18 protein-coding genes are annotated in these 24614 nt (G+C 68.5%); 13 read left to right on the forward strand and 5 right to left on the reverse strand.

Annotated elements, in window-relative coordinates:
• Positions 1-38 precede the first annotated feature (38 nt).
• Complete coding sequence (locus ABEA24_RS21540) at positions 39-2000, forward strand: DUF8034 domain-containing protein (protein ID WP_345432752.1); 1962 nt, start codon at positions 39-41, stop codon at positions 1998-2000.
• Positions 1997-3037, forward strand: a complete 1041-nt coding sequence (locus tag ABEA24_RS21545) for a zinc-dependent alcohol dehydrogenase (protein ID WP_345432753.1) — start codon at positions 1997-1999, stop codon at positions 3035-3037. Before ABEA24_RS21540 ends, ABEA24_RS21545 begins: the two co-directional genes overlap by 4 nt.
• 44 nt (positions 3038-3081) lie before the next feature.
• Here the strand turns inward: ABEA24_RS21545 and ABEA24_RS21550 are convergent, their stop codons facing one another.
• Both ABEA24_RS21550 and ABEA24_RS21555 read right to left on the reverse strand, forming a co-directional pair.
• Positions 3082-4098 (reverse strand): LacI family DNA-binding transcriptional regulator, encoded by a 1017-nt coding sequence (locus ABEA24_RS21550; RefSeq protein ID WP_345432754.1) that lies wholly within the window; start codon positions 4096-4098, stop codon positions 3082-3084.
• Positions 4099-4165: 67 nt separating this feature from the next.
• Entirely contained in the window at positions 4166-4369 is a 204-nt protein-coding gene (locus ABEA24_RS21555) for a hypothetical protein (RefSeq protein ID WP_345432755.1), read from the reverse strand.
• Between the two features lie 203 nt (positions 4370-4572).
• Between ABEA24_RS21555 and ABEA24_RS21560 the strand changes: the two genes are divergently transcribed.
• The 7 genes from ABEA24_RS21560 to ABEA24_RS21590 all read left to right on the forward strand — a co-directional run bounded on the left by ABEA24_RS21560 (position 4573) and on the right by ABEA24_RS21590 (position 14687).
• Positions 4573-4719, forward strand: a complete 147-nt coding sequence (locus tag ABEA24_RS21560; RefSeq protein ID WP_345432756.1) for a hypothetical protein — start codon at positions 4573-4575, stop codon at positions 4717-4719.
• Between the two features lie 141 nt (positions 4720-4860).
• A complete protein-coding gene (locus ABEA24_RS21565) occupies positions 4861-6390 on the forward strand; it encodes an arabinofuranosidase catalytic domain-containing protein (RefSeq protein WP_345432757.1) in 1530 nt (509 codons plus the stop codon).
• 155 nt (positions 6391-6545) lie between these two features.
• Positions 6546-8075: an arabinofuranosidase catalytic domain-containing protein gene (locus ABEA24_RS21570; protein WP_345432758.1), complete on the forward strand. Its 1530-nt coding sequence runs from the start codon at positions 6546-6548 to the stop codon at positions 8073-8075.
• 47 nt (positions 8076-8122) lie between these two features.
• Positions 8123-9517 carry a glycoside hydrolase family 10 protein gene (locus ABEA24_RS21575; RefSeq protein ID WP_345432759.1) on the forward strand — a complete coding sequence of 465 codons (1395 nt, stop codon included), beginning with the start codon at positions 8123-8125 and terminating at the stop codon, positions 9515-9517.
• Between the two features lie 100 nt (positions 9518-9617).
• Positions 9618-11597, forward strand: coding sequence for an alpha-L-fucosidase (locus ABEA24_RS21580; RefSeq protein WP_345432760.1), 1980 nt, complete (start codon positions 9618-9620; stop codon positions 11595-11597).
• A 71-nt stretch (positions 11598-11668) separates the two neighbouring features.
• Entirely contained in the window at positions 11669-13183 is a 1515-nt protein-coding gene (locus tag ABEA24_RS21585) for an arabinofuranosidase catalytic domain-containing protein (protein WP_345432761.1), read from the forward strand.
• A 220-nt stretch (positions 13184-13403) separates the two neighbouring features.
• A complete protein-coding gene (locus tag ABEA24_RS21590; RefSeq protein ID WP_345432762.1) occupies positions 13404-14687 on the forward strand; it encodes an extracellular catalytic domain type 1 short-chain-length polyhydroxyalkanoate depolymerase in 1284 nt (427 codons plus the stop codon).
• A 39-nt stretch (positions 14688-14726) separates the two neighbouring features.
• On the opposite strand, the gene ABEA24_RS21595 is transcribed toward ABEA24_RS21590, so the two are convergent.
• From ABEA24_RS21595 to ABEA24_RS21605, 3 genes are all read right to left on the reverse strand, one after another.
• Positions 14727-16010, reverse strand: coding sequence for a poly(ethylene terephthalate) hydrolase family protein (locus tag ABEA24_RS21595; protein WP_345432763.1), 1284 nt, complete (start codon positions 16008-16010; stop codon positions 14727-14729).
• A gap of 99 nt (positions 16011-16109) precedes the next feature.
• Entirely contained in the window at positions 16110-17771 is a 1662-nt protein-coding gene (locus ABEA24_RS21600; RefSeq protein WP_345432764.1) for a glycoside hydrolase family 27 protein, read from the reverse strand.
• Positions 17772-17784: 13 nt separating this feature from the next.
• Positions 17785-17943 (reverse strand): hypothetical protein, encoded by a 159-nt coding sequence (locus ABEA24_RS21605; protein ID WP_345432765.1) that lies wholly within the window; start codon positions 17941-17943, stop codon positions 17785-17787.
• 699 nt (positions 17944-18642) lie between these two features.
• Between ABEA24_RS21605 and ABEA24_RS21610 the strand changes: the two genes are divergently transcribed.
• The 4 genes from ABEA24_RS21610 to ABEA24_RS21625 all read left to right on the forward strand — a co-directional run bounded on the left by ABEA24_RS21610 (position 18643) and on the right by ABEA24_RS21625 (position 24296).
• Positions 18643-19755: an RICIN domain-containing protein gene (locus ABEA24_RS21610; RefSeq protein ID WP_345432766.1), complete on the forward strand. Its 1113-nt coding sequence runs from the start codon at positions 18643-18645 to the stop codon at positions 19753-19755.
• 108 nt (positions 19756-19863) lie between these two features.
• On the forward strand, positions 19864-21216 hold the full coding sequence (locus ABEA24_RS21615) for a ricin-type beta-trefoil lectin domain protein (RefSeq protein WP_345432767.1): 1353 nt from the start codon (positions 19864-19866) through the stop codon (positions 21214-21216).
• A gap of 42 nt (positions 21217-21258) precedes the next feature.
• Entirely contained in the window at positions 21259-22566 is a 1308-nt protein-coding gene (locus ABEA24_RS21620; RefSeq protein ID WP_345432768.1) for a glycoside hydrolase family 6 protein, read from the forward strand.
• Between the two features lie 269 nt (positions 22567-22835).
• Positions 22836-24296, forward strand: a complete 1461-nt coding sequence (locus tag ABEA24_RS21625; protein WP_345432769.1) for a non-reducing end alpha-L-arabinofuranosidase family hydrolase — start codon at positions 22836-22838, stop codon at positions 24294-24296.
• Positions 24297-24614: the final 318 nt, after the last annotated feature.

The raw sequence follows: 24614 nt of genomic DNA on the forward strand, positions 1-24614 counted from the left end.
TCGCCGGGCGCGGCCGCGCCCTGGATTGGAGAACCCGGATGCTCCCCGTCATCACGGCCTCGGTACCGGTGCTCGAACCGCCGGGCTGGGCGATCGCGCAGCGCGGGCTGTTCGACCTGCTCGACCACGCCTGGCGCCGATTCGCGCACGACTTCACCGGACCGGACGGACGTCTGCTCTACAACGGCCGGCTCACCTCGCGCGACGGCGTGGACGACTTCTATGAGACGTTTTTCAACTGGCCGCAGCTGTACCTGCTGGGCGGGGCCGATGACCTGCTCGCCGCGTCCGAACGTCACTGGCACGGCGTGACCCGTCAGCTCACCGAGCTGGGCATGCTGCACGAGGAGTACGAGCGCGGCTACGACTGGTTCCACCAGGGCGAGAGCCTGCTGCTGTTCTACTTCCTGTGCATGGCCGCGCCCGAGCGCTGGGCGGAACGGGCGCTGCGGTTCGCCGACCTGTACGCCGACCCGGTACACGGCAACTACGACCCCGAGCACCGCATCATCCGGCGCGCGCACAACGGCAGCGACCCGCGGAGGGAAGGGCTCTTCGACGGCGCGAGCTACCCCTGGCTGCCCAAGGAGGCCGCGACGTACGGCTTCCCACTCGACTGGGTGCTGCCGCCCGGCACCGGCGAACCGGAGCGCGACCGTGACCCGCGGCTCGGCGAGGAGATGCGCCGCCGCATGGGCGCCGGTGACACCGCGGTCAACCTCGCCGCCTCCGGGCTCGTCCTCAACGCCTGGATACTGTCCGGCGAGCCGCGCTACCGGGACTGGATCGCCCAGTACATCGGCGCGTGGCGCGAGCGCGCGGCCGCGAACGGCGGTGTCATTCCCGACAACGTCGCCCCCGACGGCACGGTCGGCGGTCTGCTGGAGGGCCGCTGGTACGGCGGGCACTACGGCTGGTCCTGGCCGCACGGCTGGTACAGCGTCGGACACGCCGCGATGGTCGGGGCCCTGGCGGGCGCCGCCGCGACCGGCGACGATTCCTTCCTCGACCTCGTACGCCCGGCGCTGGACGAGATGATCGCGCACGGCAAGGTCATGGCCTTCGCCGAGGCCGACTCCAGCATCCGGTCGAAATGGACCGTGCAACTGGCGGAGGACGTGCACACCCCGACCCTGCACGTGCCATTCCGGTACGGCGACAAAGGCTGGTTCGACCACAATCCGATGCTGATGGGGGTGCCCGTCGCACTGTGGCACCACTCTGCTTCCGTACCCGACCGGGAACGCGTCGAGCGGCTGCGCGCGGCCTGCGGGTACGACTGGCGGACCGTGCGGCCGTTCCGCAGCAAGGAGGAGGCCGGGCATGAGGAGCCCTGGTTCGCCTTCCTCGCCGGTGACGACCCCGGCTACCCGGAACGGATCCTCGCCGCCGCCCAGGCCCAGGTGCGGCATCGCCTGACCCGCATGGAGCACTACCGCGGCGGGGAGGTGCCGGAGGCCGACATCCACCTCTGGCAGCAGTCGAACCCGGTCGTGACCGAGGCGCTGGTCCAGCTGACCTGGGGTGGCCCGCAGGTCATCTACAACGGCGGGCTGCAACAGGCGCGCGTGCGCCACTACGACGCGGACGCCCGCCGCCCCGGCCTGCCGCCGTCGGTGGCGGCCCTCGTCTCCGCCATCGATCCGGACGCGACCGTCGTCGACCTGGTCAACCTCGATCCGGAGGCCACGCGCCGCGTCATCGTCCAGGCCGGCGCGTTCGCCGAGCACACGATCCGTACCGTGCGCCACACCGTCTGCCGGGACCCGGCCTGGATCGGAGACCTGTACGACTACGGGCACGGACGGCCTGCGGTGACGTCCGCCGAGACGCGCGCCGACGGCCCCTGGCTCCTCGTGGAACTGCCCCGCTCGACCCGTGTCCGCCTGACGCTGCGGCTCGACCTGCGCACGCGCCCGCCGTCGTACCGCACTCCGTTCGACGCTCCGGCCGCCGGGAACATGAGCCTCCGCTCCTCGACACGAGAGAATCCGCGATGACAGGCCTGGCTAACCATCGGTGCGTCGTCTACGCCGGGGCCCGACGCCTGACGCTCGGCACCGCCGAGCCCACACCGCCGCCTGCCGGCCACGTCCGCGTCGACGTGGCCTACACCGGGATCTGCGGCACCGACCTGCGCATCTTCCATGGCGACATGGACGGCCGGGTGGATCCGCCCCGCGTGATCGGACACGAGATGTCCGGCCGGATCGCCCAAGTGGGGCCCGACGTCCGCGAATGGTGGCCGGGCGACCAGGTCACCATTATGCCGCTGATCAGGTGCGGGGGCTGCCCGGCCTGCCGAGCGGGCCATCCGCACCTCTGCCACCGGCTGATCTTCCTCGGCATCGACGCGCCCGGATCCCTGCAGAACAGCTGGACGGTGCCCGCCTCCGCGCTGGTCCGGCTCCCGCTCGAGGCGCGCCTCGACCACGCCGCCCTCGCCGAGCCCACCGCCGTGGCCGTGCACGCCGTACGGCGTGCGGGCCTGCGGCCGGGGGAGAAGGCGATCGTGGTCGGCGGCGGCCCGACCGGGCTGCTCGTCGCGATCGTCGCCCGCCGGACCGGAGCCGACGTGCTGCTGGTGGAGGCCGACCCGCACCGCACGTCCGTCGCCGAAGAGCTCGGCCTGCGCACGCTCGACCCGAGCGGCGATCGCCTCGCCCTGGTGGTCGGGGAGTGGACCGCCGGCGCGGGCGCCGCGGTGGCCTTCGAGGTCTCCGGCCTCGCGGCCGGTGTCGCCACCGCGGTCGACGCGCTGGCCGTCCGCGGTCGCATGGCGCAGGTGGCCGTGCACCCGGCTCCACGGGAGATCAGCCTGCCCCGTTTACTATCGCGCGAGCTCACCCTGGTCGGCGCCTGCCTCTACGATCGGGCGGACTTCGAGACGGCCGTGGGCCTGATCGCGGACGGGGACGTCCCCGCCCGGACGCTGATCTCCCGGATCGAACCGCTCGAACGGGCCGCGCAGGCCTTCGATGCGCTCGATGCCGGCATGGGCGTGATGAAGGTCCTGGTCGACTGCCGGGCGGACTGAACGGCATCCCTGCCCATCGCGGAACAGGCGTTGCGTCTCGAAGTTCAGCGCGCTGCGGGCGCCGGACCGGTGCTGTTGCGCAGCGAGATCGGCGGAACGAACAGGTGCTGCCTGGGCGGCCCGTCCGGCTCGGCGATGCGTTCGACGAGGAAGTCGACGGCGGTCGCCCCCATATCCACCGCGGGCAGGTCGGCTGCGGTGAGCTGGGGACGGAACTGCTCGGCCCAGAAGCGCGCGGCGACGCCGGCGATGGAGAAGCGGGCCGGGATGTTCAGCCCGGCATCCTCGAGAGCCCGCTGGACGCCGGGCAGCGCCGCCTCGTTGACCGTCGTGACCGCGGTGACCTCGGGGTGGGCGCGCAGGATCTCCTGGACACACGTCTCGCCGGCCGACGCGTCGTCGGCGCAGCAGAACTCCATCCCGTCGATGCCGTGGCGGGCGACGGCGTCGGCGAAGCCCTCGCGGGCCCGGTGCGCGGGGCCGTAGCCGGAGGCGACGAGCTCGGTGGAGCGGTTGATCAGCGCGATGTGGCGATGCCCGAGGTCGGCCAGATGGTTCACACATCGGCCGACCAGCGTGGCGAAGTCGACGTCGATCCAGCACATCCCCTGCGGCCGGGCGGTGCGGCCGATGGTCACGAACGGCAGCCCCAAGGCCTTCAACCGCCTGACGCGAGGATCGTCCAGGCGGATCTCCATGAGGATGACACCGTCTACGCGGCGCCCGTCGACGATCCGTTCGAAGGAACGGTCGTGGTCGCCGCCGGAGGACGACAGCAGCACGTCCAGATCGGCACGGTCGGCGGCCTCCGTGACGCTGGCGACGAACTCCAGCTGCATGAAGGTCAGCCGTCCTCGGGCCGGCGGGATGACCAGCCCGAGCGTGCGGTTACGGCCCTCCCTTAGTGCCCGCGCGGTGGCGTTCGGGCGGTAGCCCAGCTCGTCGATGACCGCCTGGATGCGCTGGCGGGTCGCCTCGGAAACCGTACGTTTGCCGCTGAGCGCATACGACACGGTGCTGCGCGACACTCCGGCGCGTCGGGCGATCTCCCCGATGTTCATCGAGCTCCTTCGCGGCGCCGGAGCGCAGGTCGCCGAGCGGCCGGTCTGTTCGACGGGACCACGAGAATCAGTCGAATCGTTTCGTCGAATTCCACGGATTGTAGTCATCCATCGGCGTATTGACGAGCAATGCGGCCGGCCGGGCGTCGTGGTCGGTGGCGTCGTGATCGGCTGGTGCCCTGCCGATCACCTGGCGCCGGAGCCATCCGAGAGCCGGAGAGTCCGCGGCTTTGAAAGGCCCGTGAAAGACGATCGGACGGCCGCTCGCCATGGACGGCTTCCTGAGCAGGGGAACGGTGCCCGTACGGCGGCGGCCTGTGGCCGGACGTTGACCTCCGCGGACTCCGGTCGTAGCATCCGGGCGACTTTCGAATCGATTCGCAAGCTGTGGAAACCGTTCGCCGGCCACCGCCGGATGGCCGGATCCGCGGTATCGCCATCCGCAGCAAGCGAGACGACGAAGGGGGAGAGACGATGCGACGATCTCGGGTCCGCCCGTTCCTCTCGGCCGCCGTGCCGCTGGCCATCGCCGCGTCCGCCGGCGCCGTGGCGATCGTGCCGGCGCATGCGGCCTCCCGGGTCCGGAGACTCCCGACGGCACCCCAGTACTACCTGAGCTGACGCGAAACGACATCTCCCCGCCGACCTGACCTTCCGCCGGGCCGTGGCCCGGCAAGAACACGACCGGCGCCGACCAGGACTTCACCTCCGCTGAGGGAGTCCTCGTCGGTCGAGCCGCATCTGCGAACGACGGAGGTACTGATGTTCCCAGTTCCCATCGGCCTGCGGCGGCCGGTCCGGCTGCTGGCCGCGTGCCTGCTGGCCGTGGCGGCGGCCGTGCTCGCCCTCGGCACCCCGGTGGCGGTCAATACCGCAGCGGCGGCTTCGCTCCCGTGCGACATCTATGCCGCAGGGGGTACGCCGTGTGCGACGGCGCACAGTACGACCCGTGCGCTGTTCGCGTCGTACAACGGGCCGCTTTACCAGATCCAGCGCAAGTCCGACCAGAAGTACCTCGACATCGGCCTACTGTCGGCCGGAGGGGTCGCGGACGCCGCCCCGCAGGTGTCGTTCTGCGCGGGCACCTCGTGCACGATCACGAAGATCTATGACCAGACCGCCAACCACAATGATCTGCCGATCTCCTGGGGCGGCCTCTGGAAGGGGCCTGGGCCCAACGGTGCCGACATCGGGGCGGACGCGATGGCGCTGCCGGTGACGGTGGGCGGTCACACGGTGTACGGGATCAAGTCCACACAGGGCACCGGTTACCGGGTCGACCACGCCAAAGGCGTACCGACGGGCTCGCAGCCCGCAGGCATCTACATGGTGACCTCGTCGAACTACGTGAACCAGTGGTGCTGTTTCGACTACGGCAGCGGCGAGAACTCCCACACCGACACCGGCAACGCGACCATGAACGCGATCGAGTGGGGCACCGCCTGCTGGTTCGGCGGATGCGTCGGGAGCGGCCCGTGGGTGGAGGCCGACCTGGAGAACGGCATGTACCACACCGGCACCGGTTCCAATAAGGATCCGAACAACTCCGGGGTGCACTTCCCGTTCGTCAGCGCCTGGGAGAAGAACAACGGCACCAGCAATTTCACGCTGAAATACGGCAACGCCGCCAGCGGCGGGCTGACGACACCGTATTCGGGCGCGCTGCCCAACGGCTATTCACCGATGCGGGTGGACAGCTCGATCCTGCTCGGCACCGGCGGTGACAACAGCAACAGTGGCCAGGGCGAGTTCTTCGAGGGCGCCGTCACCAATGGCTATCCCTCCGATGCGACGGAGAATGCGGTGCAGGCCAGTATCACGGCTGCCGGGTACGGGTCCGGTGGCGGCGGTGGCGGGAGTTTCCCGGGCGGTTATCACCAGTTGGTGGTTGGTAACGATGGGTTGTGCCTGGATGTGTTCGGGAATACGAGTGCCTCGGGTGCGGCGATTGATCAGTGGTCTTGTAACGGGCAGTCGAATCAGCAGTTTCAGTTCGTGCCGGGGTCGAGTGGTTTTGGGGAGTTGCAGGGGCAGAATTCCGGTCTGGTGGTCGGGGTGGCGAACGGTTCGACGGGGCAGGGGAGTCCGGACATCGTTCAGCAGGCGCGTAATGGTGCGGCGAGCACGATGTGGAAGCCGGTGGCGCAGTCCGATGGTTCGTGGTCGTTCCAGAACCAGAACAGTGGGTTGTGCCTGGACGTCTATGGCGCCGGCAGTAATCAGGGTCAGCAGCTGGATCAGTGGCCGTGCAAGAACGCGGCCGGTTCCAACCAGGACTTCACCTCCCGCTGACCACCCGGCCTGACCAGGATCCCCCATTCACCGGCGGCGGGCGTCGGCCTTGATCTGGAATACACCGGAGCCGACCAGATCGAAACCGAACGCCCGTCGCCGGCCATCCGAGGAGCAGAACATTGCACACTCCATCCATTCCCCTGCCGGGCCGTGTGGCGTATAGATGGCGGTCGCCGGTTGCCACCGTCGCGTGGCTGGTCGCGGTGCTGGCCCTGCTGATCGCCGCCGCACCGGCATGGTCGGCGCCGGCATCGGCGGCCGGTGCGAACAACCCCTGTGACATCTACGCCTCCGGCGGCACACCCTGCGTCGCGGCACACAGCACGGTGCGCGCGCTGTACGGGTCGTACAGCGGCAACCTGTACCAGGTGCGGCGATCGTCGGACAGCACGACGAGGAACATCGGCGTGCGGGCTGCGGGCGGCTTCGCCGATGCAGCGGCGCAGGACTCCTTCTGCGCCGGCACCACCTGCGTCATCACCGTCGTCTACGACCAGTCCGGACACGGCAACGACCTGTGGTACCAGGGATCGAGCGAGGTCCCCGGCTCAAGCCAGAGCAGCCCCGCGAAGGCGACCACCGAGTCGCTGACGGTCGGCGGCGGCAAGGCCTACTCGCTTTACATCAACCCCGGGAACAGCTACTGGCGGGACGGCCACCTGACGGGCGTCCCGACCGGCACCGCGCCTGAGGGCATGTACATGGTGACCAGCGGCACGCACGTCAACGGCGGCTGCTGCTTCGACTACGGCAACAGCGAGACGACCAGGAAAGCCGACGCCGCCGGCGCGATGGATGCGATCAACTTCAGCACCTCCTGCTGGTTCGGCGGCTGCTCCGGCTCCGGCCCCTGGGTCCAGGCGGACCTGGAGTGGGGGCTGTATCCCGGCGGCAGCCAGTCGTGGAACCAGAACCAGCGGGCGTTCACGAACCGGTACGTCACGGCGATGCTGAAGAACAACGGCACGTCGCGGTTCGCGATCAAGGGTGGTGACGCCCAGGCCGGCGGGATGACCACGCTGTGGGACGGCGGCCTGCCGAACGGATACAGCCCGATGAAGAAGCAGGGCGCCATCGTGCTGGGCAGCGGCGGTGACTGCTGCAAGCCCGGCGGCGGTGCCAATCTCAGCGCGGGCACCTTTTATGAGGGCGCCATGGTCTCCGGCTATCCGTCCGACGCGACCGAGAACGCGGTGCAGGCGAGCATCACGGCTGCCGGGTACGGGTCCGGTGGTGGCGGCGGCGGGAGTTTCCCGGGCGGTTATCACCAGATGGTGGTCGGTAACGATGGTCTGTGTCTGGATGTGTACGGCAATACGAGTGCTTCTGGTGCGGCGGTCGATCAGTGGTCTTGTAACGGGCAGAGCAATCAGCAGTTCCAGTTCGTGCCGGGGTCGAATGGTTATGGGGAACTACAGGCGCAGAACTCCGGCTTGGTGGTCGCGGTGGCGGGTGGTTCGACGGCGCAGGGGAGTCCGGACATCGTGCAGCAGGCCCGTAATGGTGTGGCGAGTTCGATGTGGAAGCCGGTTGCGCAGTCGGATGGTTCGTGGTCGTTCCAGAACCAGAACAGTGGTCTGTGCCTGGACGTCTATGGCGCCGGAAGCAACCAGGGCCAGCAGCTGGATCAGTGGCCGTGCAAGAACGCGGCCGGAACCAACCAGGACTTCACCCCTCGCTGACCACCCGGAACCCCCTCATGGTCGAGAGATTGAACCCCAGGAGAATCATGAAACCTCTGATCCGACCCCGTCGGATACGGGCGCTCGTCTCGGTGCTGTCGGCCGCCGCCGCGGTCGCCGGAGCCGCATTGCTCGTTCCCCGGCCGGCGCAGGCGGCCGGCACGCTGGGCGCGCAGGCCGCGGCGTCCGGGCGTTACTTCGGTACCGCGGTGGCCGCCGGCAAGCTCGGCGACTCGACGTACTCCACGATCCTGGACCGGGAATTCAACATGATCACCCCGGAGAACGAGATGAAGTGGGACACCATCGAACCGTCCCGCGGCTCGTTCAACTTCGGCCCCGCCGACCAGATCGTGAACCACGCTCAGGCGCACGGGCAGCGCATGCGCGGCCACACGCTCGTCTGGCACTCCCAACTGCCCGGCTGGGTCAGCGGCATCAATGACCCGAACACACTGCGCAGCGTGATGGACAACCACATCACCACCGAGATGACCCACTACAAGGGCAAGATCTACGCGTGGGACGTGGTGAACGAGGCGTTCGCCGACGGCAGCACCCAGCACCGCAGCTCGGTCTTCCAGAACGTGCTCGGCAACGGCTTCATCGAGGAGGCGTTCCGTACCGCGCGGACGGCCGACCCGAACGCCAAGCTCTGCTACAACGACTACAACATCGAGAACTGGACCGACGCGAAGACGCAGGGCGTCTACGCCATGGTCAAGGACTTCAAGGCCCGTGGCGTGCCCATCGATTGCGTCGGCTTCCAGAGCCACTTCGGCTCGGGCGGCCCGCCGGCGAGCTTCCAGACCACCCTGTCCAACTTCGCCGCCCTCGGCGTCGACGTCCAGCTGACCGAGCTGGACATCGCGCAGGCGCCGGCGACCGCCTACTCCAACACCGTCAAGGCCTGCGTGAACATTTCCCGTTGCGCCGGCATCACCGTGTGGGGCATCCGCGACAGCGACTCCTGGCGCTCCGGTGAGAACCCCCTGCTGTTCGACGGCGGCGGCAACAAGAAGCCCGCCTACGACGCGGTCCTGTCCGCGCTCGGCAGCGGCGTCCCGTACGGCGGCGACGGTTCGCCCACTCCCACCCCGACGCCGACGCCTCCGGGCAACGGCGGATGCTCGGTGAAGTACACGATCAGCTCGCAGTGGCCCGGTGGGTTCGGCGCGAACGTCAGCGTGACCAACCTCGGCGATCCGGTCTCGAGCTGGACGCTGACCTGGTCGTTCGGCGCCGGGCAGCAGGTGACGCAGGCGTGGAACGCCGCCGTGACCCAGAGCGGGTCGGCCGTGACCGCCAAGAACGTCTCCTACAACGGCTCCCTCGCCACGGGCGGCAGTACGAGCTTCGGGTTCAACGGCTCCTGGAACAGCAGTAGTAATCCGGTGCCCTCGAACTTCGCGCTCAACGGCACCGCCTGCACCGCCGGCTGATCAACCCGACCGCAGGCGCCCCCCGCCGGGCCGGACGCCCACTCGCCCCACCGGCCCCACGTCCCTCGAAGTACTCCGCACCGCCGAAAGGTCCCCCGTCATGCCTTCGCACCAGTTCCAGCTGAGCCGCCGGAGCCTTCTCACCTCGGCCGGCGTCACCGTCGCCGCCGGCCTGCTGGGTTTCCGTACCGCCAGCGCCACCACCGGCCCGAGCAGTTACACCGCGACCTGGGCGTCGGTGGACCAGCACCCGCCGGCGCCCGAGTGGTACCAGGACGCCAAGTTCGGCATCTACTACCACTGGGGCGTGTTCAGCGTCCCGGCGTTCGGCAACGAGTGGTACCCGCGGAACATGTACATCGGCGGCTCGGCCGAGAACAACCACCACATCGCGACCTACGGGGACCCGTCGGTGTGGCCGTACCACAACTTCATCAACGGTGCCCGCGACAAGGCCGGCAACTGGGTGCAGTTCGCGCCGAAGCTGAAGTCGGCGGGCGGCAACTGGGACCCCAGCGTGTGGGCGCAGTTGTTCGCCGACGCCGGCGCGAAGTTCGCCGGCCCGGTCGCCGAGCACCACGACGGCTACTCGATGTGGAACAGCAGCGCCAACGAGTGGAACTCCGTCGCCACCGGGCCCAGGCTCGACCTGCTGCGCCAGCACGCCGACGCCATCCGGGCCAAGGGCCTGAAGCTGTACGTGTCGCTACACCACGCCTACCACTTCAACGGCTACTACGACCATGTCCCGGCCCAGTCCACGACCACCCTCAAGAAGCTGTACGGCCAGCTCGGCACGGCCGCCGAGAACCAACTCTGGTACGACAAGCTCAAGGAGGTCATCGACGGCTACCAGCCCGACATCATCTACCAGGACTTCGACCTGAACCTGGTGCAGGAGTCGATGCGGCTTCAGTTCCTCGCGTACTACTACAACCAGGCCGTCGCCTGGAACAAGGACGTCGTGGCCACCTACAAGGACGGGTTCGACAACAAGGGCGAGGTGTACGACTTCGAGCGCGGCGGCCCGGCTGGCATCCAGACCCCCTACTGGGAGACCGACGACAGCGTCTCCAGCTCCAGCTGGTGCTACACCGTCGGCATCGGCTACTACTCGACCAAGGCGATGATGCACGCGCTGATCGACCGGGTCAGCAAGAACGGCACCATGGTCCTCAACATCGCGCCGATGGCCGACGGCACCATCCCGTCCGGGCAGCAGGCGATCCTGCAGGGCATGGGGGATTACCTCAAGCGGTTCGGCGAGTCCATCTACGCCACCCGCGCCTGGGCGTCCTTCGGCGAGGGCCCCACTCAGATGGGCGGCGGCTCGTTCACCACGCCGCGGGAGGGGACGAACAAGGACATCCGGTTCACCCGCAGCAAGGACAACACGGTTCTGTACGCCACCGTGATGGGCTGGCCGGGAAGCACGCTGACCATCACGACTCTGAACTCCGGTCAGATAAACCTGAGCAGCCTGACCTCGGTCCAGCTTCTCGATCAGGTCGCCGGCTCGTACGTGAACCTGCCGAACCGCAGCCAGGACGGCTCCGGCCTGAACATCTCGATGCCCTCGTCCAGCGCCCCGTTCAGCGCCCTGGGGTACGTGGTCAAGCTGACCTTCTCCGGCCAGATCCCGGCCCTTGGCTCGGGTACCACCCCGACCGGCTGGGTGAAGATCGCCAATGTGACCAGCGGGCTGGTCCTCGACAGCGGCGGCAACGTCGCGTCCGGGTCGGTGCTCAAACAGTGGGGCTGGGACGGGTCCACCAACCTGCAGTGGCAGCTGGTGGACCTGGGCAACGGCTACTACCGCATCGTCAACCGCACCAACGGCATGGTGGCCGACAGCTGGGGCAACACCGCCAACGGCGCGAGCTGCCTGCAGGCCGCCTGGAACGGTGGCAACAACCAGCAGTGGCGGCTCAACGGCGTCGGCAACGGCCGCTACCAGATCGTCAACCGCGGCACCGGCACCGCGCTTGACGGCGCGGGCAGCACCGGCAACGGTGCCACGACCGTGCTGTGGACGCCGAACTCCAGCACCAACAACGAATGGACCATCACCGGGGTCTGAGCACCGCCCGGCCGCGCGGCCCTCGACCACTGCCCGCTTCATCCGTATCCGCGATGACGGAGGTCCTGTCCATGTCCCCAATCCCCATCCGCCGGCGGTCGGCCCGGCCGGTCGCCGCCTCCCTGATGGCCGCGGCGGCGGCCGTGCTCGCCCTCGGCACGCCGGCGGTCACCGGCACCGCGTCCGCGGCATCGCTGCCGTGTGACATCTACGCCGCCGGCGGCACCCCGTGCGTCGCCGCGCACAGCACGACCCGCGCGCTCTACGCCTCCTACAACGGGCCGCTGTACCAGGTGCGCCGCTCCTCCGATAACACGACCCGCGACATCGGGGTGCTGTCCGCGGGCGGAGTCGCCGACGCGGCCGCGCAGGATTCCTTCTGTGCCGGTACGAGTTGCGTGATCACGGTCATCTATGACCAGTCCGGTCGGGGGAACAACCTGACCCAGGCGCCCGGTGGCGGAGCGGCCGGCGGCCCGGACAATCTCGCCAACGCGACCGCGGCGCCGACCACCGTAGGCGGCCACAAGGCCTACGGCGTGTACGTCGCTGCGGGCACCGGCTATCGCAACGACCGTACCAACGGCATCGCGACCGGTGACCAGGCCGAAGGCGAGTACGCGATCTTCGATGGCACGCACTACAACGGCGGGTGCTGCTTCGACTATGGCAACGCCGAGACGAGCAACAACGACACCGGCAACGGCCACATGGAGGCCATTTACTTCGGCAACATCAGGGTCTGGGGGTATGGCACCGGCAACGGTCCGTGGATCATGGCCGATCTGGAGAACGGCCTGTTCTCCGGGGTGAACGCCGGCTACAACGCCAATGACCCGACGATCAACCACCGGTACACCACGGCCATCGTCAAGGGCGAGCCGAACCACTGGTCCATCCGCGGGGGCAACGCCCAGTCCGGTGGTCTGTCCACCTTCTACAACGGCGCCCGCCCCAACGTCGCCGGATACAACCCGATGCACAAGGAGGGCGCCATCATCCTGGGCATCGGCGGCGACAACAGCAAGGGCTCGGCCGGCACCTTCTACGAAGGCGTCATGACCTCCGGCTACCCGACCGACGCCACCGAGAACGCGGTACAGGCCAGTATCACCGCTGCCGGCTACGGGTCCGGTGGCGGCGGTGGCGGGAGTTTCCCGAGCGGCTATCACCAGCTGGTGGTCGGTAACGACGGTCTGTGCCTGGATGTGTACGGGAACACAAGTTCCGCGGGTGCGGCGATCGATCAGTGGTCTTGTAACGGGCAGTCGAATCAGCAGTTCCAGTTCGTGCCGGGGTCGAGTGGTTTTGGGGAGTTGCAGGCGCAGAACTCCGGTCTGGTGGTCGGGGTCGCGGGCGGTTCGACGGCGCAGGGCAGTCCGGACATCGTGCAGCAGGCCCGTAGCGGTGCGGCGAGCACGATGTGGAAGCCGGTCGCCCAGTCTGACGGCTCGTGGTCCTTCCAGAACCAGAACAGCGGGTTGTGCCTGGACGTCTACGGCGCCGGCAGCAACCAGGGCCAGCAACTCGACCAGTGGCCGTGCAAGAACGCGGCCGGAACCAACCAGGACTTCACCCCCAACTGACCACCGCGGCCTGACCCGGATCCCCCCGTTCACCGGCGGGCCGGCACCGACCGCGCGTGTCGTGCCCGCCCGCCGGACCAGGCCGGCGCCGACGGCGCGTCGCGCCCGCCCCTACCACGCGGCGGCCCGGACGGCCGCCGCCGAACGATGCGCCCCTGCCCAGAGAATCCCTGCGACATGATCACGGGCACGCACAAGCCCGCGAAGAAGGAGAGGAACGGTGAGACGGTTCATCAAGACGCTCGCCGGCATCGCCGTCGCGGCCGTGGCCGCGACGCTGGCCATGACCACGGCACTCGTGCCGCGAGCGTCGGCGGCGTCCCTGACCCAAGTGTCGAACTTCGGCGCCAACCCCGGCAACATGCAGATGTACGTCTACGTCCCCGGCAGCGCGCCGGCCCACCCGGCCATCCTGGTGGCGATGCACGGCTGCAACGGCTGGGCCCCCGGCTTCTACCAGGGCACCGAGTTCGCCTCGCTGGCCGACAAGTACGGCTTCATCGTCATCTACCCGCAGGCGTCGCACAGCATCAACGGCATGTCGAGCTGCTTCGACGTGTGGTCGGACGCGGCCCTGCACCATGGCGGCGGCAGCGACCCGGTGTCGATCGTCAACATGGTGACCTACGCGGAGCAGCACTACGGCGGCGACCCGCAGCGCGTGTTCGCCACCGGCTTCTCCTCGGGTGCCATGGAGACCAACAACCTGCTCGCGACCTACCCGGACGTCTTCAAGGCCGGAGCGCCGTTCTCCGGCATCCCGTACGGATGCATGGCGGGCGGCGGCATGTGCGGTGACAAGACGCCACAGCAGTGGGGCGACATGGTCCGCAATGCCTACCCGGGCTACACCGGGCCTCGGCCGCGCGTCCAGGCGTGGCACGGCACGTCCGACTCCGTGCTGCCCTACTCGATGCTGCAGGAGGAGGTCGACGAGTGGACGAACGTCTTCGGGCTGAGCCAGGCGCCCACGTCCACCGACACCCCGCAGTCCGGGTGGACCCGGCGGCGGTTCGCCGACTCGTCCGGCACCGTGGACGTCGAGGCGTACACCATCGCCGGAGCGGGCCATGACCTGCCGCATCCGGGAATGGCGGCCTACGCGATCCACTTCTTCGGCTTGGACGGCAGCGGCGGCAGCGGCGGCGGTGGTGGCGGTGGCGGTGGTGGCGGGACCGGCGGTTCGTCCGCCTGCCGCGTCACCGCGACGGTCAGCTCCTGGTCCGGTGGGATGACGGAGAACATCACGATCGCCAATACGGGCACCAGCGCGATCAACGGCTGGTCCCTGGCGTTCACGCTTCCGTCCGGGCAGACCATCACCTCGGGGTGGAACGCCACTTACAGCCCCAGCAGCGGCCAGGTCACGGCCACGAACCTGAGCTACAACGCATCCCTGGCCTCAGGTGCCTCGACGAACATCGGGTTCCAGGCGAACCAGACCGGCAACGCGGCGGCGCCGACCGCGTTCGCCCTCAATGGCGCCGCCTGCACCGTCGACTGAACGGATCGCCCCTTGCCCGTGGGCAAGGGGCGATCCGCCCTACGGGCTGGTGCAGGTGGCGGACAGGGCGGACGGCGTCCCGTTGGCGAGGAATCCGAATGTGGTCGAGGCGGACGCCTGAAGCGAGCCGTTGTATGAGGCGTTGGTCACGGTCACGGTGGAGCCGCTGGTGCTCACCGTGCCGTTCCAGACCTGGCTGATGGTCTGCCCGCCGCTGACGTTCCAGCGGACGGTCCATCCGTTGATCGGCGCGTTGCCGGCCGTCACGGTGACCTCACCTTGGTAGCCGCCGGACCAGGAATTGACGGTGCGATAGGTCGCGGTGCAGGCGCCGCCTGGCGGCGTCGGTGTGGGCGTCGGGTCGCCCGGTCCGCCGGGGGGCACGTACGGGCATTTGCTGCGGTACTGCGAGACACCCGAGGAGTCCGCCAGGGCCGGGCAGAGGAACTGCGTGTAGCGAGTGTCGTTGTCGAGAAAGATTTTCAGCCAGGGGATGAGCAGCCGCATCTCAGTGGTGTTCGGGTGTGTGTAGGCCAGGTGGTCGGCGCCCGCGAGTTGGATGAAGACGCTCTGCGTGCTGGCCGGCATGGTGGCGTACAGGCCGTTGAGGTAGGACGGAGTGACCACCGTGTCGTTCTGCCCGCCCATGATCATCGTCGGCACCCGGTCGGTGGACAGGTTCAGGTTCCCCACGGGCGAACCAGGCGCGAGCCCGACCGCGGCCTTCAGCGAGGGCCGTTGGAGCGCTGCGAGGAGGGCACCGGCCCCACCCGCGGAGTGGCCGATCACCGACAACCGGGCGGCGTCGACCCGATCGTGCACGGGGCTCTTCTGGGTGAGGTAGTCCAGCGCGGCCAGCAGCTCGGTCCCGCGGGCATCGGCGCTGTCGGTACGGCTGTTGGTCTCGACGCCGATGACGACGAACCCGAAGGAGGCCAGCCATGGACCCATCCAGGCCTCTTCGTTGGCGAACAGGGCGGTGTAGCCGGGGACGATCGCGACCGCGCCCCAGGTGCCCTGGCTGGTGTCGGTCGGGTAGTAGATCGTCCCGCCGTTGAAGCCGTTGCCGGGCGGCACGCTGACCTGCGTGGTGGCGAAGGTTCCCCGGCTGGCGGCCACGCTGGCCAGGGTGGGGTCCGGGCCCCGCTGGTACGGGTTGCCGGCGGCCGACGCAGGCCAGGTGGCGACTGTCAGCGCGATCACCGCGGCGAGGGCGGCGACTGCGGCGACGGCCCGCTGCAGCAGCCGGTCCGGGGAGCCGGGCCCGGCCCGGCCGGTCGTGGCACCTACCGGTGCCTGATGTTCTGTGATGCGTTCTGCCATGTGGGGGACTACTCCTTCCCTTACTGCGCCGGTGCGGCCACACCGCACCCGGCTGCCTCTCACCCGCAGGCCCCGTGCCCGACCTCAGGGTCAGTGCAGCTAGCCCACGGTCCATTTCTGGTTGCCGGCGCCGTTGCAGGGCCATAGCTCGACCGGTGTGCCGTTGGCGGTGGAGGCGCCGGTCACGTCGAGGCACAGGCCGGACTGGGTGCCGGTGATGGTGCCGTCGGGGTTGATCTGCCATTGCTGGTTGGCTCCGCCGTTGCAGTCCCAGATCTCGACCTTGGTGCCGGCCGTGGTCTGGTTGGCATAGGCGTCCAGGCATTTGGCGCCGTTGTAGACGGTGAGCCGGCCGCCCGAAGAGGTCCAGGTCTGGCCGGAGCCGCCGTTGCAGTCCCAGATCTGTGTCTGCGTCCCGTTGGTCTGCGACGCGTTCGGCACGTCCAGGCACCTGCCCGCCCCGACGGCGTGGATCGGTCCGGAGGTGGGGCCCCCGCCTCCACCGGTGGTCCCGCCGGCGACCCTGTACATGACGACGCCGTGCGCGGGGACCGAGGCGCTGATGGTGCCGCTGGTCGTCGACGTGCCTCCGGTCCACAGGTCGGTCAAGGTGTAGCCGGAGGATCCGCTCTTGCCGATGGCGGACGCGGTGGTGGAGATGGTCGCGGTCGACCCGGTCTCGTTGAACAGGACGACGGAGACGTCCCCGTTCGCGAGCGGCTTGGCCAGCACGTCATGGCCGCCCGAGGACGACACCTGCGTGCCCTGCCTGCCGAGCGAGTCCTGGTCCACCGCGATCACGGCCTTGTTGGTCAGGATCGACAGGGTGGACGAACTGGGGTTGACGACGTTGCCCCCCTCGATCAGCGGCGCTGCCATCTCCGCCCACAGGCTGAACTCCGCCTGGTTCTCGGTCGCGGTCATGCCGTTGCCGATCTCGAGCATGTCCGGGTCGTTCCACGCGCCCGGCCCGGCGTGCGAGGCCAGCCCGACGTTGATGTGGAAGTTGTTCAGCATGCTGGCGAAGTTCGGCTGGATGTCGACGGTGGTGCGCCACAGGTTCGCGACCGGGCCCGCCCAGTTCCAGGGCTGCACGCTGGAGTCCCAGCCGTTGCACATGCTGAAGACGATCGAGTGGCCGGTCGCCGAGAGCGCGTCGCGCATCCGCGCGTAGAGGGTCTGGGCGACCTGCTGGTGCGACCGCCCCGAAAAGTCGCCGAAGGGGATGTTGCACCAGTCCTCTTTGAGGTAGTCGACTCCCCACGAGGCGAAGAGCCTGGCGTCCTGCTGCTCGTGTCCGTAGCTGCCGGGGTATCCGGCACAGGTCGCGGTGCCGGCGTCCTCGTAGATGCCGAGCTTCAGGCCGAGCGAGTGTACGTAGTTCGCGACGGCGGCGATGCCGTCGGGGAACTTCGCGGAGTTGGCGACCAGATTGCCGCTTCCGTCACGGCTGGAGGCCATCCAGCAGTCGTCGATGTTGACGTACTGGTAGCCGGCGGCCTGCATGCCGTTGTTGTGCATCGCCTGCGCGGTCTGTTCGACGAGCTGCTCGCTGACGTTGCAGCCGTAGGCGTTCCAGTCGTTCCAGCCCATCGGGGGCGTCAGCGCCAGCCCGTTGCCGAGCGCCGACGCCGGCGGCGCGGACCCCAACGCGATCACCGGCGCGACCAGGAGGGCCAGCACGGTGGCCAGCCACAACCTGGCCTGCCGGGCGGCCCGGCCGGCCGCGGCTCCTGGGATGTCGTGAGACGTCCGAACCATAGTGAGTCACCTTTCAATAGACGTGGACCGGTGCGGTTTCGCCAGGGCGATCAGGCACCATGCCGGTGAACGCGGGCACCTCGCCGCCTGACCCCGATCCGACGAATCCGAAGTCGGTGCCCACGCCGGCGCCGAGCGCGCCGTTGTAGCCGACGTCGGGGGCGGTGCGCATATCCACCTCTCAGCAGGAAGGAACCGGACACCGACGCGCGTGCCGGAGCCTCACCGCCGGAGACTGGGCGCCGCCGGTTCCCGCTGCAGAGCCGGTATGCCGAACGTGTGACGGAATGCTGGACGTCGACTCAGGCAGGAGTGTGGGCGGCGGCGCGGGGATGTCAAGCGTCCTGGGTGTCGCTTGTGGCAGGAGGCCGTGGCGACGCAGGTCAGAACGGGCGATGGCCGGAGGGCAGCCTCCTGGCTTTCATGCGCTTTCATCGGCGCGAGGTCGAAGCCGCCGCGCTGCCGACCATCCGCGCGGCGCCGAGCGGGGGCCGTTGCGGGGCCGGTGCGGGGGCCGCGGCGGGAGGCCGTGCGGCCCCGATGAAAACCGCGGTGAAAGAACGCCGACGCCCGGGGACGGTCGCTGGACGCGGTTCGGCCCACTCACCAGCGCGAATCGACGGTGCGCGACTTCTCGTCTCCTTCTGTACGGAAGTGTCGGGGAAGCGGCATTGACCTGGTTTCACCCCCGTCGTAGCCTCCGGTCAAATCGATTCCGCGAATCGATTCGATACATCAGCGATACCGCCGAAGAGATGCGGCGACCGGGAACGCGGCCGTCCCATCTCCCACAGTGCGGGAGCGCTGAAGCGCGAAGGGATGAGCCGATGGTGGGCACCGCGTCGCCGAATGTACTGCTGAGGAGTGAGTGATGCGCAGAGCCTTCCGGCTGTGGGCCTGCGTCCTCGCCGCTCTGGTCCTGGCGGTCGGCGCCCTCGTCGGCGTCGGGACCGCCTACGCCGAGTCGAACGGCGGCGTGCGGGTCATGCCGCTCGGTGACTCGATCACCGATGGCGCGACGGTGCCCGGCGGGTACCGGATCGGTCTCTGGCAGCGGTTCGTCAACGCCGGCTATCGGGTCGACTTCGTCGGCTCCCTGTCCAACGGGCCGGCGAGCCTGGGCGACCACGACCACGAGGGACACTCGGGCTGGCGCATCGACCAGATCGACGCGAACATCGCCGGCTGGCTGCGCACCTACACGCCGCACACCGTCCTGCTGCACATCGGCACCAACGACGTCCTCCAGAACGACGACCTGGCGAACGCACCCGCCCGGCTGTCGGCACTGATCGACCACATCACCGCAACCGTGCCCACCGCCGAGGTCTTCGTCGCCACGATCATCCCGCTCGGTGGCGACTCCAGGGAGGCGAATGTCCGTACGTTCAACGCCGCGATCCCCGGCATCGTCCAGAGCAAAGCCGGCGCGGGCGAGCACGTGCACTTGGTGGACATGCACGCCGCGCTGACCGCCGCCGACCTGGTCGACGGCGTCCACCCCAACGCCACCGGATACGACAAGATGGCCGCCACCTGGTACACCGCCCTGAAGTCGGTCCCAGGGAGCATCGGCGACGCGGGGGGTGGGGGCACCGCCTCCGGACCGATTCGCGCCGTCGGGGCGGGCAGGTGCCTGGACGTGCCCAACGCCACGCAGACCAACGGGACGCAGACGCAGATCTGGGACTGCAACGGCGGCTCCGGCCAGACCTGGACCTCTTCGGGCGGCCGGCTCACCGTCTACAACGGCGCCAAATGCCTGGACGCCTATGCCAACCAGACCACGGCCGGCACCAAGGTCGAGATCTGGGACTGCAACGGCGGAGCCAACCAGCAATGGCAGATCAACGCCGACGGCACCATCACCGGCGTCCAGTCCGGCCTGTGCCTGGACGTGACCGGCGCCTCCACCGCCAACGGCACACCGGTCGAGCTATGGCCCTGCAACGGCGCCAGCAACCAGAAATGGAGCCAGACCTAGGCGCACCCGCTAGGGACGCCGGTCGACCTGCTGGTACGCGGTTCGCCGCCGATCGCCGACCGGTCGGCATCGGCGGTCGGCGTCCCCCGGATGAAGAAGGAAGACCAGATGAGACCCAAGTTCCTCCTCATACCCGTCGTGGCCGCGGTATTCGTCGTCCTGGCGATGGGCGGAGCGGCGCTGGGCAGCGGCCTCGGCAGAACGCCGTCGTCCACGGCTGTCCGCCCCGCGGCGGCGACCGCCGGATGCGGCAAGGCCCCGACGCTGGCGAGCGGTACGCATTCGATTCAGAGCAGCGGTCAGAACCGCAGTTACATCCTGCGGGTGCCCGCCGGCTACGACAACAACCACCCCTACCGGTTGATCTTCGGATTCCACTGGGTGGGCGGCACCGCGAACGATGTCGACTCGGGCGGTACCGATGGATACAACTGGTCCTACTACGGACTCAGGCGGCTGGCGGACAACGCGAACAACAGCACGATCTTCGTCGCGCCCCAGGGCATCAACAACGGCTGGGGCAACTCCGGCGGTCAGGACGTGACCTTCGTCGACGACATGCTCCGGCAGATCGAGGGGGGCCTGTGCGTCGACACGACGCAGATCTTCTCGAGCGGTTTCAGCTACGGCGGCGCGATGACGTACGCGCTCGCCTGTGCCCGGCCGACCGTCTTCCGCGCGGTCGCGGTCTACTCCGGCGCGAATCTCAGCGGGTGCAGCGGCGGCACGCAGCCCGTCGCCTACATCGGGCTGCACGGCATCAGGGACAACGTACTGAACATCTCTTCCGGACGGGCGCTGCGTGACACGTTCGTCCGGAACAACGGCTGCACCCCGCAGAACCCGCCCGAGCCCGCGTACGGCAGCCTGACGCATATCGTCACCACCTACTCCGGGTGCCGGACGGGGTATCCGGTCGTCTGGGCTGCGTTCGACGGAGCAGGTCACGACCCCGGGCCGATCGACGGGTGCACCTGCGACGGCTGGCGGACCTGGACCTCCGGAGTGGTCTGGGGCTTCTTCACCCAGTTCCAGGGTGGCCAACCGCCGACCCCCACCCCGACGCCGACCCCCTCGACTTCGGCGCTGGTCAACGTCGGCGCCGGTCGGTGCCTGGATGTACCGAACCTCTCCCAGACCAACGGCACCCAGGTGGAGTTGTGGGACTGCAACGGCGGCAGCAACCAGAAGTGGACGCTCACTTCCTCCAAGCAACTGCAGGTGTACGGCGGTAAGTGCCTGGGCGCCGAAGGCGCCGGTACGTCGCCTGGCACCAGGGCGGTCATCTGGGACTGCAACGGCCAGCCCGACCAGCAGTGGAACGTGAACGCCGACGGCACCGTCACCAGCGGGCAGTCCGGCTTGTGCCTCGACGCCAACGGCGCCGGGACCGCCAACGGCACACAGATCATTCTGTGGACCTGCAACGGCGGCAGCAACCAGAAATGGGCCCAGAACTGACCCCATGACCCCAGGTCACGCCCCATACGGAGAGGATGGATCATGCGCGATCACCCTTGGCGGGGCGGCCGCAGGAAAGCGGCCTTCGCCACGATGGCCGTCGCCTGCGCGGCCGTCACCGCCGGCCTGATCACCACCGGCAGTGCCCGGGCCGGCACGCTGTCCGGCACCCTTTATCGCGACCCGAGCTCGCAGGTCGTCCGATGGGTCGAGGCGAACCCGAACGACGCGCGGACCCCTGTCATCCGGGACAAGGTCGCCAGCCAGCCGCAGGCCCGCTGGCTGGCGGCGTTCAATCCCGGCACGGTGGCGTCGGAGGTCTCCGGCGTGGTCAACGCCGCGGACGCCGCGAACCAGATCCCCGTGCTCTCGGTGTACGAGATCCCCAACCGTGACTGCGGCGGCGCGAGCGCCGGCGGCGCCCCCGACTACACCCAGTACCAGCAGTGGATCGGCGGCTTCGCCCAGGGCGCGGGCAACCGGAGGGTCATCGTCATTCTGGAGACCGATGCCCTCGCCCTGCAGACCTGTCTGAGCGGCTCCGAGATCTCAGCCCGTGACCAGGCGATCGCGCGGGCGGTACAGACGATCAAGAACGCCGACCCGAACGCCAAGGTGTATCTCGACGGCGGCCACTCGGCCTGGAACTCCGCCACCGAGCAGGGAAGCCGCCTCAAGGCCGCCGGCATCCAGTATGCCGATGGCTTCTTCACCAACGTGTCGAACTACCAGCCCCTGTCGAACGAGATGGCGTACGGCCGGTCGATCATCTCCTACCTGCAGTCACAAGGCATATCCGGCAAACATCAGATCATCGACACCAGCCGTAACGGCGGTGCCGTCGGCGCCCAAGGCGACTGGTGCGGCGATGACAACACCGACCACCGCATCGGCACCTACCCGACCCTTAACACCGGCGACCAGAACGTCGACGGCTACCTGTGGGTCAAACCGCCGGGCGAAGCCGACGGCTGCGTTTACACGGCCGGAAACTTCGTCCCCGACCTCGCCTACAACCTCGCGAGCACGGCACCCAATCCGCCGTCGTCGGGTGGCAGCGGCTGCGCGGCGACCTACCAGACGGTGAGCTCCTGGCAGGGCGGCTTCCAGGGACAGATCACCGTCACCGCCGGAGCCTCGGCGATCCACGGTTGGAAACTCACCATGTCGCTGCCCAATGGCGTCTCGATCGGCCAGCTCTGGAACGGCACACTGACCACCAGCGGATCCACCGCCACCATCACCAACACGTCGTGGAACGGCACACTCGCACCAGGCGCCGCCGCCCAGGTCGGTTTCACCGCCACCGGCGCCGTCTCCTCCCTCACTCCCACCTGCGCGGCATCGTGAAGCGATAGCGGCGAGGCGCTGCTGCCGAATGACCGTGGACGGCGACTGGCGGTTACCCGGTGATGAGTCAGGCCGCTCAATGCAGCCGTTCTGTATTAACGAGATCGAGATGTCGGCCGAGCTGGCTGGTTGTCGGGCGGTTCTCGCCGGTGGTGTGCGGTGCCGACAGGACGGGCCGCAGCGCCCAGGCAGGAAGGAGGAGGTAGATGGTAGCCATTGGTAGGGTCGGACGGCTTTCGAAGCGGTGGCGTGGTGTGGTGGCCGCGGTCGTGACCGCGATCGTGGCTGGTTCTGCGATCCTGGTCGGTGCGTCCAAGGCGTCGGCGGCGACTGTCGACACGAACACCTGGTATGTGCTGGTGAACCGCAGTAGCGGCAAGGTGCTCGACGACTACGGCTTCGCCATGAACGATGGTGCCGCGGTGGTGCAGTGGTCGCGCCAAGACGCGGCGAACCAGCAGTGGCGGTTCGTCGATGCGGGTGGTGGTTACTACCGATTGATGAACCGGAACTCCGGAAAGGTGCTGGACGATTACAACTGGTCGACCACTGCCGGCACGGACATCGTGCAGTGGAGTGATCTGAACGCGGCTAACCAGCAGTTCCAGTTGGCGGATTCGTCGGGCGGCTATGTGCGGCTGATCAACCGTTACAGCGGCATGGCCGTCGACGTGCAGGGCGGCTCCACTGCCGACGGGGGCAAGGTCATCCAATACACGGACCACGACAGTGCCAACCAGCAGTGGCAACTCGTCCCGGTGGGCAGCGCCTCCGCCCCGTCCCTGCCGTCGACATTCAAGTGGAGCTCCAGTGGCGTACTGGCCGGGCCGAAGCCGGACGCGACGCACGACACCGCGGCAATCAAGGATTTCTCGGTGGTCCGCTACAACAACCAGTGGCTGATCTACGCCTCGGCCGTGGGCCCGAAGTTCGGTTACGGGTTGGAGTTCTTGAAGTTCGGTGACTGGTCACAGGCCGCGTCCGCGCCCCAGACCTACCTGGACGAGGTGTCCCCGATGGGACCGGGCTACCGGGCCGCGCCAGAGCTGTTCTACTTCGCGCCGCAGAAGCTCTGGTACCTGGTTTACCAGAGCCCTCTCCCCACGTACTCGACGAGCCCCGACCCCAGCAACCCGGCGTTGTGGTCGGCGCCGCAATACTTCATGACGACCGAACCGCCGGTCCTGCAGCAGAACGGCGGTGGCTGGCTCGACTTCTGGGTCATCTGCGACTCGGCCAACTGCTACCTGTTCTTCGAAGACGACAACGGGCATCTGTACCGCGCGCAGACCAGCATGGCGAACTTCCCCAACGGCTTCGGCAACACGGTCGTCGCCCTGTCGGATCCCAACCGGAACAACCTGTTCGAGGCGTCCAACGTCTACAAGGTCACCGGCACCAACCAGTACCTGCTGATCGTTGAGGCGATCGGAGCGCACCGCTACTTCCGGGCCTGGACCTCCACCAGCCTCACCGGAACCTGGACACCCCTGGCCTCGAGCGAATCCCAGCCGTTCGCGGGCCTCGCCAACGCCACCTTCTCCGGCACACCCTGGACAAACGACATCAGTCACGGCGAGATGGTCCGGGACGGCTACGACCAGAACCTCACCATCAACCCCTGCCATATGCAGTACGTCTACCAGGGCAGGGACCCTGACTTCAGCGGGGACTACAACTCCATCCCGTGGCGGATGGGACTGCTTACCCAAACCAACTCAACCTGCTGACCGGACCGACCAACCCCACCCCGGAAACCAGTCGCGCCGGAGTGACCACCTCCTCCGGGCCTGGCGGCGGCGCGTCGCCAGGCCCGGACAACTGCCACCGTCCAGCGAGCGCGGATCCGTCGACGGCCCGCGATGTGAGCGCTCACAATCCGGGGGCCGACCCGGCTGTCACGCGGCCGTTCGGACCAAGCGGGACTGTCCGGATCTTTGTGGGCGGGCCGGTGATCGCTTCTAGTTGAGGGTGATGCGGTCGCCGTAGTAGAGCGACAGCGCGTTCAGCGCCGCCTTCCACCCCGGGGTCTTGCCGGTCACGTTAGC

This window comes from Actinoallomurus vinaceus (assembly GCF_039542055.1).
Classification (GTDB): Bacteria; Actinomycetota; Actinomycetes; order Streptosporangiales; family Streptosporangiaceae; genus Actinoallomurus; species Actinoallomurus vinaceus.

Bases quoted from the DNA above. Each gene is read 5' to 3' on its own strand.
- ABEA24_RS21540 (WP_345432752.1), top strand. From the start codon at position 39: ATGCTCCCCGTCATCACGGCCTCGGTACCGGTGCTCGAACCGCCGGGC.
- ABEA24_RS21545 (WP_345432753.1), top strand. From the start codon at position 1,997: ATGACAGGCCTGGCTAACCATCGGTGCGTCGTCTACGCCGGGGCCCGA.
- ABEA24_RS21550 (WP_345432754.1), bottom strand. From the start codon at position 4,098: ATGAACATCGGGGAGATCGCCCGACGCGCCGGAGTGTCGCGCAGCACC.
- ABEA24_RS21555 (WP_345432755.1), bottom strand. From the start codon at position 4,369: ATGGCGAGCGGCCGTCCGATCGTCTTTCACGGGCCTTTCAAAGCCGCG.
- ABEA24_RS21560 (WP_345432756.1), top strand. From the start codon at position 4,573: ATGCGACGATCTCGGGTCCGCCCGTTCCTCTCGGCCGCCGTGCCGCTG.
- ABEA24_RS21565 (WP_345432757.1), top strand. From the start codon at position 4,861: ATGTTCCCAGTTCCCATCGGCCTGCGGCGGCCGGTCCGGCTGCTGGCC.
- ABEA24_RS21575 (WP_345432759.1), top strand. From the start codon at position 8,123: ATGAAACCTCTGATCCGACCCCGTCGGATACGGGCGCTCGTCTCGGTG.
- ABEA24_RS21580 (WP_345432760.1), top strand. From the start codon at position 9,618: ATGCCTTCGCACCAGTTCCAGCTGAGCCGCCGGAGCCTTCTCACCTCG.
- ABEA24_RS21585 (WP_345432761.1), top strand. From the start codon at position 11,669: ATGTCCCCAATCCCCATCCGCCGGCGGTCGGCCCGGCCGGTCGCCGCC.
- ABEA24_RS21595 (WP_345432763.1), bottom strand. From the start codon at position 16,010: ATGGCAGAACGCATCACAGAACATCAGGCACCGGTAGGTGCCACGACC.
- ABEA24_RS21600 (WP_345432764.1), bottom strand. From the start codon at position 17,771: ATGGTTCGGACGTCTCACGACATCCCAGGAGCCGCGGCCGGCCGGGCC.
- ABEA24_RS21605 (WP_345432765.1), bottom strand. From the start codon at position 17,943: ATGCGCACCGCCCCCGACGTCGGCTACAACGGCGCGCTCGGCGCCGGC.
- ABEA24_RS21610 (WP_345432766.1), top strand. From the start codon at position 18,643: ATGCGCAGAGCCTTCCGGCTGTGGGCCTGCGTCCTCGCCGCTCTGGTC.
- ABEA24_RS21615 (WP_345432767.1), top strand. From the start codon at position 19,864: ATGAGACCCAAGTTCCTCCTCATACCCGTCGTGGCCGCGGTATTCGTC.
- ABEA24_RS21620 (WP_345432768.1), top strand. From the start codon at position 21,259: ATGCGCGATCACCCTTGGCGGGGCGGCCGCAGGAAAGCGGCCTTCGCC.